This is a genomic window from Streptomyces sp. NPDC038213, from assembly GCF_055600495.1.
In genome coordinates, this window is the sequence record NZ_JBVJYM010000002.1 from 232,372 (window position 1) to 247,633 (window position 15,262).

At 74.2% G+C, this 15,262-nt stretch carries 15 protein-coding genes and 1 tRNA gene; 6 read left to right on the top strand and 10 right to left on the bottom strand.

Annotation, left to right across the window (positions count from 1 at the left end):
- Positions 1-660, top strand: coding sequence for an O-methyltransferase (locus ACZ7JZ_RS03755; RefSeq protein WP_470932812.1), 660 nt, complete (start codon positions 1-3; stop codon positions 658-660).
- A 27-nt stretch (positions 661-687) separates the two neighbouring features.
- Here ACZ7JZ_RS03755 and ACZ7JZ_RS03760 read toward each other — a convergent pair whose 3' ends face one another.
- Both ACZ7JZ_RS03760 and ACZ7JZ_RS03765 read right to left on the bottom strand, forming a co-directional pair.
- Positions 688-897, bottom strand: a complete 210-nt coding sequence (locus ACZ7JZ_RS03760; RefSeq protein ID WP_470932814.1) for an FmdB family zinc ribbon protein — start codon at positions 895-897, stop codon at positions 688-690.
- Positions 898-994: 97 nt separating this feature from the next.
- Positions 995-1,069, bottom strand: a tRNA-Val gene (locus ACZ7JZ_RS03765).
- A 65-nt stretch (positions 1,070-1,134) separates the two neighbouring features.
- On the opposite strand from ACZ7JZ_RS03765, the gene ACZ7JZ_RS03770 reads away from it, so the two are divergent.
- Positions 1,135-2,424, top strand: a complete 1,290-nt coding sequence (locus ACZ7JZ_RS03770; RefSeq protein ID WP_470932816.1) for a hypothetical protein — start codon at positions 1,135-1,137, stop codon at positions 2,422-2,424.
- Positions 2,425-2,818: 394 nt separating this feature from the next.
- On the top strand, positions 2,819-3,397 hold the full coding sequence (locus ACZ7JZ_RS03775) for a DUF4383 domain-containing protein (protein ID WP_470933386.1): 579 nt from the start codon (positions 2,819-2,821) through the stop codon (positions 3,395-3,397).
- A 12-nt stretch (positions 3,398-3,409) separates the two neighbouring features.
- On the opposite strand, the gene ACZ7JZ_RS03780 is transcribed toward ACZ7JZ_RS03775, so the two are convergent.
- Entirely contained in the window at positions 3,410-3,982 is a 573-nt protein-coding gene (locus tag ACZ7JZ_RS03780; protein WP_470932818.1) for a hypothetical protein, read from the bottom strand.
- A 182-nt stretch (positions 3,983-4,164) separates the two neighbouring features.
- On the opposite strand from ACZ7JZ_RS03780, the gene ACZ7JZ_RS03785 reads away from it, so the two are divergent.
- Complete coding sequence (locus tag ACZ7JZ_RS03785) at positions 4,165-4,410, top strand: DUF2277 domain-containing protein (protein ID WP_470932820.1); 246 nt, start codon at positions 4,165-4,167, stop codon at positions 4,408-4,410.
- Positions 4,411-4,413: 3 nt separating this feature from the next.
- On the opposite strand, the gene ACZ7JZ_RS03790 is transcribed toward ACZ7JZ_RS03785, so the two are convergent.
- From ACZ7JZ_RS03790 to ACZ7JZ_RS03805, 4 genes are all read right to left on the bottom strand, one after another.
- Positions 4,414-4,914 (bottom strand): hypothetical protein, encoded by a 501-nt coding sequence (locus ACZ7JZ_RS03790; protein WP_470932822.1) that lies wholly within the window; start codon positions 4,912-4,914, stop codon positions 4,414-4,416.
- Between the two features lie 200 nt (positions 4,915-5,114).
- On the bottom strand, positions 5,115-5,744 hold the full coding sequence (locus ACZ7JZ_RS03795; RefSeq protein ID WP_470932824.1) for a DedA family protein: 630 nt from the start codon (positions 5,742-5,744) through the stop codon (positions 5,115-5,117).
- Between the two features lie 291 nt (positions 5,745-6,035).
- Entirely contained in the window at positions 6,036-7,697 is a 1,662-nt protein-coding gene (locus ACZ7JZ_RS03800; protein WP_470932826.1) for an alkaline phosphatase D family protein, read from the bottom strand.
- Positions 7,698-7,777: 80 nt separating this feature from the next.
- A complete protein-coding gene (locus tag ACZ7JZ_RS03805) occupies positions 7,778-8,419 on the bottom strand; it encodes an HNH endonuclease family protein (protein WP_470932828.1) in 642 nt (213 codons plus the stop codon).
- 514 nt (positions 8,420-8,933) lie between these two features.
- On the opposite strand from ACZ7JZ_RS03805, the gene ACZ7JZ_RS03810 reads away from it, so the two are divergent.
- Positions 8,934-9,515, top strand: a complete 582-nt coding sequence (locus ACZ7JZ_RS03810; protein ID WP_470932830.1) for a TMEM165/GDT1 family protein — start codon at positions 8,934-8,936, stop codon at positions 9,513-9,515.
- A 91-nt stretch (positions 9,516-9,606) separates the two neighbouring features.
- Here the strand turns inward: ACZ7JZ_RS03810 and ACZ7JZ_RS03815 are convergent, their stop codons facing one another.
- The 3 genes from ACZ7JZ_RS03815 to ACZ7JZ_RS03825 form a co-directional block, all read right to left on the bottom strand.
- Entirely contained in the window at positions 9,607-10,290 is a 684-nt protein-coding gene (locus ACZ7JZ_RS03815; RefSeq protein ID WP_470932832.1) for an HAD-IA family hydrolase, read from the bottom strand.
- Between the two features lie 85 nt (positions 10,291-10,375).
- The gene (locus tag ACZ7JZ_RS03820; RefSeq protein ID WP_470932835.1) at positions 10,376-11,704 is read right to left on the bottom strand and encodes a KamA family radical SAM protein; all 1,329 of its coding nucleotides are present in this window, start codon (positions 11,702-11,704) and stop codon (positions 10,376-10,378) included.
- A gap of 115 nt (positions 11,705-11,819) precedes the next feature.
- Entirely contained in the window at positions 11,820-12,626 is an 807-nt protein-coding gene (locus ACZ7JZ_RS03825; protein ID WP_470932837.1) for a peptidoglycan-binding domain-containing protein, read from the bottom strand.
- A 566-nt stretch (positions 12,627-13,192) separates the two neighbouring features.
- Here ACZ7JZ_RS03825 and ACZ7JZ_RS03830 point away from each other — a divergent pair.
- A complete protein-coding gene (locus ACZ7JZ_RS03830; protein ID WP_470932839.1) occupies positions 13,193-15,247 on the top strand; it encodes an MDR family MFS transporter in 2,055 nt (684 codons plus the stop codon).
- The last annotated feature ends 15 nt before the right edge of the window (positions 15,248-15,262 follow it).

Genomic DNA, 15,262 nt, shown 5'->3' on the forward strand with positions numbered 1-15,262 from the left:
ATGACCAAGGGCAACTCTACGAAGATCACCGATGAGCTGTACGCCTACATGCTCGACCACAACCCCCCGCTGGACGAGGTCCAGCGGGGGCTCGTGGCGAAGACCTACGAGAAGTTCCCCGACGTGGCCGGGATGCAGTCCGCGGAGGAGCAGGGCCCGCTGCTGGCCTTCCTCGTCCGGCTGACGGGGGCCCGGCTGATCGTCGAGATCGGCACCTTCACCGGCTTCTCCACCCTCTCCATGGCCCAGGCCCTGCCCGCCGACGGCAGGCTGATCGCCTGCGACATCTCCGAGGAGTGGACGGCGTACGGCAGGGAGGCCTGGGAGGCCGCGGGGGTGGCCGACCGGATCGACCTGCGGATCGCCCCGGCCCTGGACACCGTCCGCGCCCTGCCGGCCGAACCGCACGTGGACATGGTCTACCTGGACGCGGACAAGGAGAACCTGACCGCGTACTGGGAGGAGCTCGTCCCGCGCCTGCGCCCCGGCGGCCTGATCGTCACCGACAACACGCTCTTCCACGGCCGCGTCCTCGACAAGGACCCGGCCCCCTCGGCGGCCGGTGTCCAGGCCTTCAACGACCACGTCCGGGCGGACCCCCGCATGGACAGCGTCCTGACCGTCATCTCGGACGGCCTGACCCTCTCCCGCAAGCGCTAGCCGCCGCTCCCGGACCCCGGCGGGGTCTCAGCAGCACCCGCCCCCGCCGCAGCAGCCCCCGCCGCCACCGGCGGGGGCCGCTGCCGCGGCGGTCCCGCCCACGGCCACGGCGGACAGCAGCTTCACGGTGTCGCCGTGCCCCTGCGGGCAGTCGGCAGGAGCCCCGGACTCGGCCATCGGCCGGCTCAGCTCAAAGGTGTCGTCACAGGTCCGGCAGCGGTACTCGTATCGAGGCATGCCCCCAGGCTACGCAGTCCCGCCCACCCCGGGATACGCCCCTGCCGGCCGGGACGCGAAAGGCCCCCCGCCATGATCGGCGAGGGGCCTTTTGCACTGGTGGGCGCGGACGGTTTCGAACCGCCGACATCTGCTTTGTAAGAGCAGCGCTCTACCCCTGAGCTACGCACCCGTGGATGAGTGGACAGCCTACATGGAGGGGCAGGTGCCGACGCAAACTCGTTCAGTTGGGGGAGAATGGAGCGGGGCATGGCGGATGCGGCGTGGCACGGGAGAGGGATTGTGACGGCTACTTCCCGGCGGTGGTTCGGTGGGCGGGACGAGAGCCGGCGGGCGGAAGCGCAGGCCGCCAAGGACGCTGCCGCCGCCGCCTTCTACGAGCTCGACACGGCCCAGCGGGACCTGCGGATCTCCATCGAGACGATCACGGCCGTGGACGGCGGCGCGGGGGCGCGGCAGGCGGTGGACGGGTTCGCGGCGCTGGGGCGGCGGATCGACGAGGTCAGCCGCGCGTACATCGAGTCGGTGGACCGCTACGACCTGGACCGCGCGGAGTTGGAGGCGTCGGTCGCGGCGCGGGCGAGGGAGGAGCTGAACCGGGCCAAGGAGGAGCTCGTACGGGTCAAGGGGGAGCTGGAGCGCTTCGAGGCCGGGCTGCGGCCGCTGCTCGACCGGGCCGAGACGGAGCTGGCGCGGCTGGCGCCGGCCCGGGAGCGGGCGAAGGCCGCGCTGCTGGCGGCGAGCGACGCGCTGGACGCGGTGCGCGCCTCGGGGATGCGGGCGGACGAGCTGGCGGCCCGGCTGGCCGCGCTGGCCCCGGAGTTGACCATGCTCAACCAGGGCGCCGGGCAGCACGGGGTGCAGGAGACGATCCAGCGGGCCGACCGGATGCTGCGCGAGGCGGAGGCGATACGCGCCGAGGCCGAGCGGCTGCCCGAGCGGGCCGCCGAGCTGGACCGCCGGCTGGTGAGCCTGCGGACCCGGACCCAGGCGCTGGAGACGCGGGCCGGGCAGGTGGAGCCGGTGCTGAGCGAGTTGCGGCGCCGGTTCAGTGCGGCCTGCTGGCAGGACCTCCAGCGGGTGCCGGACCAGGCTGCCGGCTCCGTCCGGCAGGCGGAGGACCGGCTGCGCGAGGCCGCGAAGGCCCGGGACGAGCAGCGGTGGGCGGATGCGACGGCGCTGCTGGGGACCGTACGAGCGCTGCTGGACGGGATGGACGAGGCGGTGTCGGCGGCGGGGGACCGGCTGCGGGCGCTGGAGGCGGTGGCGCGGGACCCGCAGCAGGAGGTCGAGCGCACGCGCTTCGCGATCCGGGACGCGCAGCGGCTGGCGATGGAGGGCCGCAGCGTGCCCGACCCGCGGCACGCGGGCCCGCTGGACGCGGCGGTGGCGCGGGTGGACCGGGCGGTGGCGGCCCTGGACGGCCGGCACCCGGACTACTGGAGCTTCCTCCAGGAGATGCGGGGGATCCGCGAAGCGGTGGGCCGGGTCGTGGCGGACCTGCGGGGGCGGCGCGCGGGGTCGTGACGGACCTGCGGGAGCGGCGCGCGGGTCCTGCGCCCCGTACCCCGTGCGCCCCGTACCCCGTGGGCCCCGTACCCGTGCGCCTCACCCCCCTGGCATGCGACCCGTCCGTCTCCCCGCCGGGCTTGTCCGGGGGGCGGGGCGGGCGGATGCTGGGAGGGAGCAGAGGAGGCTGGTCATGGCCGCCCATGTATCCCACCGGCCCGGGCTCTCGCGGCTCCCGCACCCCTCGCGGTTCTCCCGCTTCGCCCGGCAGGCACCGCCCGCGCCCCAGACGCCCCCGGCGACCGGTCCCCCCGCCCCGCACGCGGCCTACGGCTGCCACGAGGCCCACGACCACTACGCGCCCTACGTCCCCCACGAGCCCTACGGCCCGCCCCGGGACCCCGAGCCCTCCGTGGTCTCGCGCCTCGCCCACCGGGTCGCGAACCCCGTCCGGGCCGGTCTCGACGAGCACCTGCCCGCGGACCACCGCCTGAGCCGGGTCTACCGGATCGGCGCCGGGCTGACGGGACTCCTCCTCCTGGTCTTCGGCATCCTGGGCCTCACCGACAACATCGGCTTCTTCGACACCGGCGGCGACCAGGTCCTCGGCCTGAACACCAACGGCGCCCTGAGCGTGCTCTCCCTCTGCGTCGGCCTGCTGCTGCTCGCCTGCATGGCCGTCGGCGGCAACTTCGCCTCCACCCTCAACATCGTCCTGGGCCTGGCCTTCATCGCCAGCGGCTTCCTGAACCTCGCCCTCCTGGACACCGGCCTGAACTTCCTCGCCTTCGAGATCCAGAACGTCCTGTTCAGCTTCGTCGTCGGCGTGATGCTGATGTGGTTCGGCATGTACGGCCGCGTCGGCAGCGCCCTGCCCCACGACAACCCGTACTGGCAGGCCCGCCACCCCGACGAGGCGGCCCGCGAACACCGCACCAGAACCCGCACCCCCTCCGGCCCCCGACCCTCCACCCGCCCACGGCTCCCGTAGCGAGCGCTGCTCTTACAAAGCAGATGTCGGCGGTTCGAAGCCGTCCGCGCCGACGTCCCGCAGCGCCCGCGAAGCCGAGGTGATGAACTCCACCTGCCGCCGCCGCAGATCGCCCTCGGCCGCCTCCAGCGCCCGGCCGGCTCCTGCCGCCCCCTCCACCTGCCCGATCATCGCCCTGAACGTGGCCTCGCTCCCCTCGGCCAGGCCCATCGCGGCCGCCGCCACGTCCTGCGGGCCCCAGAACAGCAGCAGCCGGGCCTCGTAGAACAACTCGTTGACGGCCCCGCCGACCCGGACCAGGGCCTCCTCCGCACCCCCGGCCCCCGACCGGACCGCGGCCACCCCGTCCGTCACCTCGGCCATCCGCTGCAGGACCAGCGCACACACCTGGTGCCGCTGCTCGCGCACCCAGTGCCGGTGCTCGGCCGCCTCCTGCCCCCGCACCTGCGCCTGCACGCCCTGGAACGCCTTCTCGGCCCCGATCCGGGCCCCGCGCACCGCCGCGAACCCCCCGGCGGCGGCCCCGCCGAGCGCCCCCACCATCCCCGCGACCCCGGTCACCACGGCCACCACACCCGCATCCATGCGCACCTCCGCCAGCAACCCCCACCGCCGGACAAACCCCCCGCCCTGCGCACCGTACCCCCGGGCACGCCGAAGGCCCCGGACCTCGATCGGCCCGGGGCTGCCGGGGGGAGTTGGGTGAGTAGGGGAGGGGGTGGGGGGAATTCGGGGGGTGGTGGGGCGCGGGGAGGGATACTCGGGGTATGTGCCGGAGTATCAAGACCCTGAGGCCCCCGCTGCTGCCGGAGAAGGCCACCGAAGAGGAGATGAGGGCCGCCGCCCTCCAGTACGTGCGGAAGGTGTCGGGGTTCCGGGCGCCCGCCGCGCACAACCGGGAGGTGTTCGACGCCGCCGTGGAGGCGGTCACCGAGGCCACCCGGATGCTCCTGGAGGGGATCGAGGTGCGCGGCGGCGGGGCGGCCCGGAAGCCGGTTCCGGCGGAGGGCTGAGTCCTACGCCGTGGGGCCCGGGGAGCGGCGGCGGAGGGTGTAGAGGCCCGCGGCCACGGCTGTGGCCACCAGGCCGCCGCCCACCAGGATCTCCGTCGGGCTCATACCGCCGAAGCTGCCGCCCAGGCCGCCGCGGGCCGCGCCCGGGGTGACGTACAGGGAGACCGCGACCTGCCGGCCGCCGCAGTCGAAGGTGACGCGGTGGGTGCCGGGGGAGGTGTTGCGGAAGACCGTTGCGCCGCCGAAGAGGTTGCTGGCCTCCAGGTTGCCCGGGGTCAGCTGGACCTCGCCGAAGGCGTTGGACGAGGCGCGGCCCGTACGGGTGCCGCAGCCCGCGATGTTGAGGGCGACCCGGCCGCCCGGGGCCACCGTGCTCGGGGACACGCTGGCGAGGGGGGCCGGCGAGGTCTCCGGGGCGGATGCGGTGGCGAAGGCCGGGGTGGCGGCGGGCAGGAAGGCTGCGGCGGTGAGTGCGGTGGCGGCCGCGGCGCTGCTCAGGCGCATGGCGGAACTCCTCGGGCTGCTCGGGCTCGGCTCGTGCTCGACAACGGCGCGCGGACGGATCCCGGGCGGATCCGGCGGTGCGCCGTGTTCTGGACGCTAGGAGTCCGGGCTGCTTCCGGCGATCGGGGCCGGGTGAACGGGTGAGGGGTTCGTTCCTTCGGGGGAGGGGCCGCCCCTCCCCCGAAGCCGCAGGGGGCGGTTTACGTCGCCGGGGCCGGAGCCGGGCGGCGGCGGACCAGGTAGGCGGCGAGGGCGCCGGCCCCGAAGAGGGCCAGTACCGAGACGGCCGTACCGAGCCAGGGGGCGCCGAGCCACTGGGTGCCGAAGTACCCGAGCCCCACGCTGTACGCCGCCCAGGCCAGCCCCGCCAGGGCCGACCAGGGCAGGAACTCCTTGATGCGGCGCTGTGCGGCTCCCGCGCCGAGGGAGACCACCGAGCGGCCGGCCGGGGCGAAGCGGGCGATGACGACCAGGGCCCCGCCGCCGCGGCCCAGGGCCTGGCCGAGGCGCTGGTGGGCGCGGGTCAGCCGCCGGGAGCGGGCCAGGGCGCGCTGGATGCGGGTGCCGCCGCGCCGGCCCAGCCGGTACGCGGCCAGGTCCCCGAGGACGGAGGCGGTTGCCGCGCACAGGAGCAGGGCCAGGATGTCGGGGCCCGGTTCGGGCACGGTGGCGGCGGTGCCGGCGGCGGCGGTGGCCGCGGCCGCCGTGATCACCAGGACCCCGCTGGGCAGGACGGGCAGGAAGACGTCGAGCACCACGGAGAGCGCCACGACGGCGTAGATCCACGGGCTCGTGGTCAGCGAGCCCAGCGCATCCAGAGGATCGAGCAAGACGGAACCCCCCGGTCCGGTTGACGGGTGACGTGCATCGGCGGAACTCGCCGCGACGTCGCGGGGGAGCGGCAGGGGCGGCCTTGACTGCCGTACAGCGTACGCCGGGGGTTCGGGCACCCGGCCGCCGGGTCCCGCCGGTGTGTCAGGTAGTGGACAGGTAGCGGTTGGTTTGTCGTCGTCTTCCCGTGGGGGCGGGTCCCGGGAGGGCGGCGCACCGCCGTGGCCCCAGCCCGGTTCGAGCCCGATTCGAGCGGGCTTCGAGGGTGCACCGGGGGAGGGGCCGGGGGCTCAGGACAGGTCGCGTTCCTCCGCCGTGAGCAGGCGGGCGCGCTTCCGGTCGCCGCGCGGGCCGCGGTGGGCCTGGTCCAGGCGCAGCCGGGCCGTGCGGCCGTCCAGCATCAGGGTCATCAGCTGGTTGGCGAACCAGGGGCCGCCGGTGCGCCGCCAGGACAGCGGCGGCCGGCCCGTGCGGCCGTGCCCGCTGAGCACCCGGCCCAGCCACCGGCCCGCCCGGCTCCAGCCGAAGCGGAAGCCGAGCTTCACGGCCGGGTGGATGGAGTTGTGGACCGGGGAGCAGGTCAGCTGGTAGATCCGCGAGCTGGTCGCGGTCCGCGGTTCGGCCACGTACGCGTGGTGCACGTCCCCGGAGAGCACGCAGACCGTCGCCGGGGCCTTCGGGCCCGTGCCCACCTCCTCGATGAGGTCGGTGAGGGCGGCGAAGGAGGGCGGGAAGGCCGCCCAGTGCTCCAGGTCGCTGCGGCGCCGCAGGTCCTCCGCGAACCTCGCCCAGCGCTCCCCGCGCTCGCCGCGGCACAGCGCGGCGTTCCACCCCTCCGCGTCGTGGACCAGCGGCGGGAGCAGCCAGGGCAGCGAGGCGCCGATCAGGAGGTGGTCGTACGTGCCGTGGCCCGCCAGGGCGTTGTCCCGGACCCACTGCTGCTCCTCGGGGTCGAGCATGGCCCGGCTGCCCTCGTCCAGGACCCGGGCGCAGCGGGTGTCGACCACGAGCAGCCGGGTGGTGCCGAAGTCGCGCCGGTAGCTCCAGCGCACCGCGGCCGGGTCGGCGTCGGCCTCGACGGCGAAGCGGCGCAGGGCGTCGGTGCCGTCCGCGTCCCGGCTGACCAGGGCGTAGAGGGGGTCGGCGGCCAGGGCGGCGGGGGAGAGGTTGCCCAGGTGCTGGTAGACCCAGTACGACATGAGCCCGCCGAGGACCCGCTCCTGCCACCAGGGCAGGGCGCGGCGCTCCGCGACCCAGGAGGCGCTGGTGTTCCAGTCGTCGGACAGGTCGTGGTCGTCGAAGATCATGCAGCTGGGTACGGTCGACAGCAGCCAGCGGATCTCGGGGTCGAGCCAGGACTCGTCGTACAGCCGCGTGAACTCCTCGTAGTCCGCGACCTGCGCGCCCGGGGCCTCGCGCAGGTCGCGGCGGGCGGCCAGCCAGGCCTTGGTCTCCCGGGAGAGCTGGTCGGCGTACACCTGGTCCCCGAGGAGCAGCAGCAGGTCCGGGCGGTCGGCCCCCGGGTCCTCGGCCAGCCGGGCGGCGAGGGTGTCCAGGGCGTCGGGCCCGTGCGGGCCGCGGCCGTCGGCGGGCGGGGCGGCCTGGCGGCAGGAGCCGAACGAGACCCGGAGCGGGGGCGCGGCGCGCCCGGGGCCCAGGGGGACCGGGGTGCTGATGGTGCTCGCGGGGAACCGGCTGTCGGGCAGGGGCCAGACCCGCCGGCCGTCGAGCAGCACCTCGTACTCCGTGGTGCCTCCCGGGGTCAGCCCGGTGACCGGGATGACGGCGTAGTGGTGGCCGGCGATCTGGAAGGTGCGCACCGATCCGCCGGCGCCGTCGGCGCAGCGGACCTCGGCCGTGCAGGGCCGGTCGGCCTCGACCCACACGGTGGCGGTGCCGCCGGTGTCCCAGTCCACGTACCTCAGCAGTGGTCCCAGGCGCAGACCGCCCATCCGACTCCCCCTTCTCCGTGTCCCCTTCGCATCAAGGTACGACGGGGAAGGGGGAGTTGGTTCCGGAACGGCGGGGGAGATCAGCAGCCGTTCAGCACGCTGGTCAGGGCCGACTTCTCGGCGGAGTCGATGGTCAGGCCGTAGTACTGCTTCACGTTGACCCACGCGCGGGCGTACGTACAGCGGTACGAGGTGCGGGAGGGCAGCCACTCGGCGGGGTCGAGGTCGCCCTTGGCCTGGTTCACGTTGTCGGTGACGGCGATGAGCTGCGGGCGGGTGAGGTCGTTGGCGAGCTGCTGGCGCTTGGCGGTGGTCCAGGAGCTCGCGCCGGAGCGCCAGGCCTCGGAGAGGGCGACGACGTGGTCGATGTCCAGGTCGGAGGCGACGGTCCAGGTGGCGCCGTCGTACTCGGAGAACCAGCTGCCGCTCACGGAGGCGCACGCGGAGTCGGTGACGACGTTCACGCCGTCGCGCTTGAGGACGGTCTCGCGGGTGTTGCAGGTGCCGGAGACGGTGCTCCAGTGCGGGAAGAGGTCGCGGCTGTAGCCCGCGGAGGAACCTTCCGCCTGGGGGGTGACGGTCGCCAGGTAGGAGCGGGCGGCGGCCGCGCTCATGGGGGTGGGCATGGCGGCGTGGGCGGCGGGGGCGGTGGCGAGCGCGGTGGCCGCGAGGCCGGCGGATGCCGCGAGCATGCCAAATCGACGCGCGTAGACAGCAGACATGTGAACTCCTGGGTGCGGGGGGTCCGGCCTGTGCGGCCCCGGCGGGGCGCGGCCATCGTCACGGCGCCGGATGTCCCGGGGATGGGCGCCGGGTAACAGGGTGGCGACGTGGGCACGTCAGATCAACCCGTCCAACCCCTCGGCTTTAAGCGGAAGTTGAGATTCCGGGCGCGGGGCGCGGCCGCGGCTGCTGCGGCGACTGCTGCTGCGGCACGGTCGCCGCGGTGCGGTTCGGGAGGATCCGGGACCAAGGGCCCGTTCCGGCCGCGGCGGGGTGTGGCGTAACCTGTACGGAGCAGAAGGGGAGTAGCTCTTCGCCGGACCGTCGACATACTGCTGGGTCACCCAGCCGGCGCCCGGAGGCAGGCCGCGCAAGCGGTCGGCCAGCGAGACCTTCGGCCGCAGCGTCCTCGTACCCGTGTACCCACAGGGCGCCGCCGTGCCGAAGCGACCCCTGGAACAGCCCGGTCTCTCGGTTCGACGGCTCCTGCCCGACCGATTGAGGTTTCACCCCGTGATCAGCTTCACCATCATGGCCATCGCCTTCGGCGTCGTCTTCCTCGCCGAACTGCCCGACAAGACGGCGCTCGCCGGGCTCATGCTCGGCACCCGCTACCGCGCCTCGTACGTCTTCGCCGGCGTGGCCGCCGCCTTCGCCGTGCACGTCGCGCTGGCCATCGCGGCGGGCAGCGTGCTGACGCTGCTGCCGCACCGGCTGGTGCAGGCGGTCGTCGGCGTCCTCTTCCTGGTCGGGGCGGCGGTGCTGCTGCTGCGCAAGGGGGAGGACGAGGAGGAGGTCAAGGCTCCGGCGGACCAGTCCTTCTGGAAGGTCTCGGGCGCGGGCTTCATGCTGATCCTGGTCGCCGAGTTCGGCGACCTGACCCAGATCATGACCGCGAACCTGGCCGCCCGCTACGACGACCCCGTCTCGGTCGGCCTGGGCGCGGTACTGGCCCTGTGGGCCGTGGCGGGCATCGGCATCCTGGGCGGGCGGACGCTCATGAAGTACGTACCGCTGAAGCTGATCACGAAGATCGCGGCGGGCGTGATGGCGGCGCTGGCCGTCTTCAGCCTGTACGAGGCCGTCGCGGGCTGACGCCGGTGCGCGGCCGCCGGGGGCCGCGCACGCCGGAAGCCGGGCCGCCGCCGTCGGCGGGGCCCGGCTTCCGGCGTGTCCGCAGCCGCCGTCAGGCCGCGGCCGGGGTCACCGTCAGGCGGATGGCGCCCTCGGCCGTGGCCTCCACGCGGACCGAGCGCAGGTCGGGTACGTGCACCGTCGGCCCGTGCGCGCCCGCGCGCGGGCCGATGCCGACCACGCGCATCCCGGCCGCCCGGCCCGCGGCGATGCCCGCGCCGGAGTCCTCGAAGACGATGCAGTCCGCCGGGTCCACGCCCAGCTCGGCCGCGCCCTTGAGGAAGCCCTCGGGGTGCGGCTTGCTGGACTCGACGCTCTCGGCGGTCACCCGGATGCCGGGCATGGGGAGTTCGGAGGCCGTCATGCGGGCCGTGGCCAGGGCCTCGTCGGCGGAGGTCACCAGCGCGTGGGGCAGGGCGTCGAGCGCCGCCAGGAACTCGGGCGCGCCCTCGACGGGGACGACCCCCTCGACGTCCGCGGTCTCGCGGGCCAGCATCACGGCGTTGTCGGCGTGGTTGAGCTCCATGGGGCGGTCCGGGAGCAGGATGGCCATGGTCGCGTAGCCCTGGCGGCCGTGGACCACCTTGAGGGCCTCCTGCGGGTCCAGCCCGTGCTCCACGGCCCACTGCTGCCAGCAGCGCTCGACCACCGCGTCGGAGTTCACGAGGGTCCCGTCCATGTCGAGCAGGAGGGCCTTGGCGGTCAGGACGACGGGGGTGGCGGTGCTGGCCGGCATCGGCGGGGCTCCAGACGGGCGCGAGAAAGAGAACAAGTGGTTCCGTCCACCGGTCAGGGAGTGCGGACGGAACCACTTTGTTCCTTCACGATACAAAACCCGGGGCGGTCTGCGCCAGTACCGCCGTGTCCCCGAAGAGGGCGGGGTCGGTGCCCAGTGCCGGGCGCAACTCGTCGAACCAGGTCGCCGTGGGGGACCAGGCGGCGAAGAACGGGCGCCCGGAGTGCTCGGGTTCACGGGACTGGAGGAAGCTGCACACGAAGACCTTCTCGCCCGCGACCTCCGCCTCGCCGTGGACCAGGACCTTGCCCGGGGTGGCGGACATCACAGGCCCGCGGGCCGTGCGTGCCAGCCCGGAGACCTGCCGCAGGGCCTCCTGGTACACGGCCAGGGCGCGGGTCAGCGGCAGGGCGAAGTACTCGCGCGCACCCGTGTCCCGCTCCACGAAGGTGTAGTACGGCTGCACGCCCAGCCGCACCATCTCCCGCCACATCGAGGCCCAGACCTCCGGGTCGTCGTTGACGTGCCGGACCATCGGGGCCTGGGCGCGCAGGACCGCGCCGGTCCCGCGCAGCCGCCCGATCGCGCGGCGCACGGCCGGGGTGGACAGCTCCCGCCCGTGCGAGAAGTGGGCCATCACCGCCACCGAGCGCCCCGCGGCCACGCACTCGGAGAGCAGTCGCAGCAGGTCGTCGGCGTCGGGGTCGGTGAGGAAGCGGTACGGCCAGTAGCTGAGGGCCTTCGTGCCCAGGCGGATATTGCGCACGTGCCCCAGGGCGGGGGACAGCAGGGGCTCCAGGTAGGCCCGCAGGTGCTCCGCGGACATGATCATCGGGTCTCCGCCGGTGACCAGGACGTCCGTCACCTCCGGATGTGCCGCCAGGTACTCCACGGCCGGGCCCGGCCCCGCCACGTGCTGCTTGAGCTCGGGCATCCCCACGAACTGGGCCCAGCGGAAGCAGTAGCCGCAGTACGTGTGGCAGGTCTGGCCGTGCGAGGGGAACAGCAGCACCGTCTCCCGGTACTTGTGCTGGAGACCGGGCACGGACGCGCCGCCCATCCGCGGCACGTTCAGCTCCAGCTGGCCGCCCGGGTGCGGGTGCAGCAGCCGGCGCTGCCGGTCCGCCTCGGCGCGCACCACCTGCCGCGGGGCCCCGGCCGCGACCAGGTCGCTCATGACCGCGAACATCTTCTCCGGCAGCATCGCCCGGTGCGGGAACGTGAGCCGGAAGATCGGGTCCTCGGGCGCCGCACCCCAGTCGATCAGCTCGTCCAGCACGTAGTTGTTGACCTTGAACGGCAGGACGGAGGCCACCACGCGCATCTCGTGGCGGGTCGCCTCGTCCAGCCGGTCGACCTGCGGGAGGAGGGCGAGCCGCTCCCCGGGCACGGCGCGCATCACTGGCCTGTCCATGGGGTCCAGCCTGCGCCGCCCGGCCGGGCACCCTCACCCGAACGCGGCCGTTCGGGTGAACGCCGGGCCGCCTGCCTGCGGTTCCGCACCGCGGCACCGGCCGGACCCGTGAGGCCTACGGCTCGTGGGTCAGGGTCTCCAGGGCCTCGCGGGTGGCGGGGCCGTAGACCCCCTCGGGATCGTCGGTGATATTCGCCCAGCGCTGGAAGTCGGCCACCGCGCTCTCCAGGTAGCGGCCGTACCTGCCGTTGGACGGGCCCCAGTAGAACTGCATCTGGCCCAGGCGCTCCTGGAGCTCCCTGACCTCGGAACCGCTGTCCCCGCGCCGCAGGACCCCGCCCTCGGGCTCGGCCGGGCGGGTGCTCGGGGCGCGGGTGGGGACGGCGGCCGAGGGCGAGGAGACGGGATCCGTGCCGGCCGGCCGGGTCGCCCCCGCCGAAGGGGAAGCGGAACCGGAAGCGGACGCAGATGCCGAGGCCGACGGGGAGGCGGAGGGCGAGGCCGGAGCGGAGGAGGCGGGGGCGTCGGCGGAGGCGCTGGGCTCGCCGGCCTCCCCGGAGGGCGGGAGGGTGTCCGGGGCCAGGCTCACGGCGGCTGACGACAGGCGCGGATCCGGCAGGGCCCGGTCCCCGTCCCCGTCGCCGCCCGAGAGCAGCCCGGCCACCAGGGCGCCCGCGCCGATCACGGCCACCGCCGCACCCGCGGCCAGCGGCAGCCCGCGCCGCCGCGGACGCCCCGGCCCACCGCCCGCGCCCCGTCCGGAGCCGTAACCGGAACGCGGTCCGGGACCAGCCCCCGGACCCGGCCCGGCCGGTACGGCCCGCAGCTGCACCGTCTCGTCGACGATCAGCCCGCCGGGCCCGTACGCCCCCTCGTCCCAGCCCTCCGGCCCGGATATGCCCGCCGCCGCGGCCGCCGGCACCGGCGGAAGCGGCTGTGTCAGGAACCCGCCCTCCGGGCCGCCCGGTCCGGGCTGTCCCCCCGGGCCCCACATCCCGGACGCCCCGGCCGACGGCGCGACCGCACCGGGCGGCTGGACCACCCCCAGCAGCCCGTGTACCCCCGCGCCGGACGCACCGCCCCCACCCGGCCACTGCTCCCCACTCGGCCACTGCTCCCCACCCGGGTACGGGTCCGCCGCCGGGTACGGGTCCGCAGTCGGGTACGGACCCCCGCCCGGGTCCCGATTCCCAGCCGCGTGCGGATCCCCGCCCGGGTGCGGGCCGGTCGACGGGGCGGCGGTGCCGGTCGGGCGGCCCAGGTAGGGGCGGACCCGCAGGTGGTCGAAGCCGGGTGCGGACACACACCCGCAGCCGCCCGCGGCAGCACTGCATTCCGGACAGCGCTGTGCGCTCACTGATGGATCCCCTCCCTGGGCAACTGCCAGCGATTATGCAGACCTCAGCAGGTCCGCCCAACCCTCCCGAGAGGCCATATCCGGACACACCACTCAGGATGGAACCGTGAACCGGCCCCGAGGAGGAGTTCATGGCCCAGGAAGTGACCGCCACGGCCGCGGACCCGGGTCCCGGGCCCGGCGCGGAGCACACCCGGCGCAGCGTGCTGATCGCGATCGGCGCCCTGCTGCTCGGCCTGCTCCTCGCCGCCCTCGACCAGACGATCGTCTCCACCGCGCTGCCCACGATCGTCAGCGACCTCGGAGGCATGGACCACCTCTCCTGGGTGGTGACCGCCTACATGCTCGCCTCCACCGCGGCCACCCCCCTGTGGGGCAAGCTCGGTGACCAGTACGGCCGCAAGAAGCTCTTCCAGACCGCCATCGTCATCTTCCTCATCGGCTCGGCCCTCTGCGGCATCGCCCAGGACATGTCCCAGCTCATCGGCTTCCGCGCCCTCCAGGGACTGGGCGGCGGCGGCCTGATGGTGCTGTCCATGGCCATCGTCGGCGATATCGTCCCGCCCCGTGAGCGGGGCAAGTACCAGGGCCTCTTCGGCGCCGTCTTCGGGGCCACGAGCGTCCTGGGCCCGCTGCTCGGCGGCCTGTTCGTGGACCACCTCAGCTGGCGCTGGGTCTTCTACATCAACATCCCCATCGGCATCGTCGCCCTCCTGGTCATCGCCGCGGTGCTGCACATCCCGGCGCGCTCCTCGCAGCACACCATCGACTACCTCGGCACCTTCCTCATCGCGTCCGTGGCCACCTGCCTCGTCCTCGTCGCCTCCCTCGGCGGTACCTGGGGCTGGAGCTCGCCCGAGATCATCGGCCTGGCCGTCCTGGGCGCCGTCCTGCTGGTCGCCTTCGTCTTCGCCGAGAAGCGCGCCGCCGAACCCGTCCTGCCCCTCAAGCTGTTCGCGATCCGCACCTTCACCCTGTGCTCGGCCATCAGCTTCATCGTCGGCTTCGCCATGTTCGGCGCGATGGTCTACCTGCCCACCTTCCTCCAGGTCGTCCAGGGCGTGACGCCCACGATGTCCGGGGTCCACATGCTGCCGATGGTGCTCGGCATGCTGATCTCCTCCACCGGCTCGGGACAGATCGTCAGCCGCACCGGGCGGTGGAAGGTCTTCCCCATCGCCGGCACCGCCGTCACCGCCCTCGGCCTGCTCCTCCTCCACCAGCTCCACCGCACCAGCTCCACCTGGGAGATGAGCGTCTACTTCTTCGTCTTCGGCGCCGGGCTCGGCCTGGTGATGCAGGTGCTCGTCCTCGTCGTGCAGAACGCCGTCCCCTACGCCGACCTCGGCGTCGCCACCTCCGGAGCCACCTTCTTCCGGTCCATCGGCGCCTCCTTCGGCGTGGCCATCTTCGGCACCGTCTTCACCAACCGCCTGGACGACAAGCTGAACGAGACCCTCGCCGGCCGGCTGCTGCCGCCGGGCGCCGCACCGGCCCAGCTCGAAGCCGACCCGCGGGCCATCGAACTCCTGCCGCCCGCCCTGCGCCCCCGGGTGCTGGACGCCTACTCCACCGCCATCACCGACGTCTTCCTCTACGCCGTCCCCCTCGTGCTCCTCGCCTTCGTCGTCGCCTGGTTCCTCAAGGAGGACAAGCTGCGGGCCTCGGTGACCGCACCGGACGTCAGCGAGACCCTCGCCTCCAACCCCGTGCAGCGCAGCTCCCGGGAGGAGGCCGCACGGGCCCTGTCCGTCCTCGGCTCCCGCGAAGGCCGCAAGCACATCTACGAGAAGATCACCGCGAAGGCCGGGTACGACCTGCTCCCGGCCGCCAGCTGGCTGCTGCTGCGCATCAACCGGTACGGGTCCGCGGACCCCGCCGTGCTCGCCGAGCGCACGTCCGTCCCCCTCAAGGTGATCACCGACGCCGCCCGCCAGGTGGAGGGGCGCGGCCTCGCCGTGCGCGACGGGCTGCCGCTGGTGCTCACCGACACGGGCCGCGAGGCCGCCGGGCGGCTGTCCGAGGCCCGCCGGGAGTCCCTGGCGGAACTGCTCGGGGACTGGTGGGGCCCGGACCGGCCGACCGACCTCGTGGAACTGGTCGAGGAGCTGAACGCCGAACTGTGCGGATCGGACGCCGAGGAGCCGTACGACACCCTGCCCCGCCGGGACCACGCGGCCCACTGACACCGGCGGCCCCCC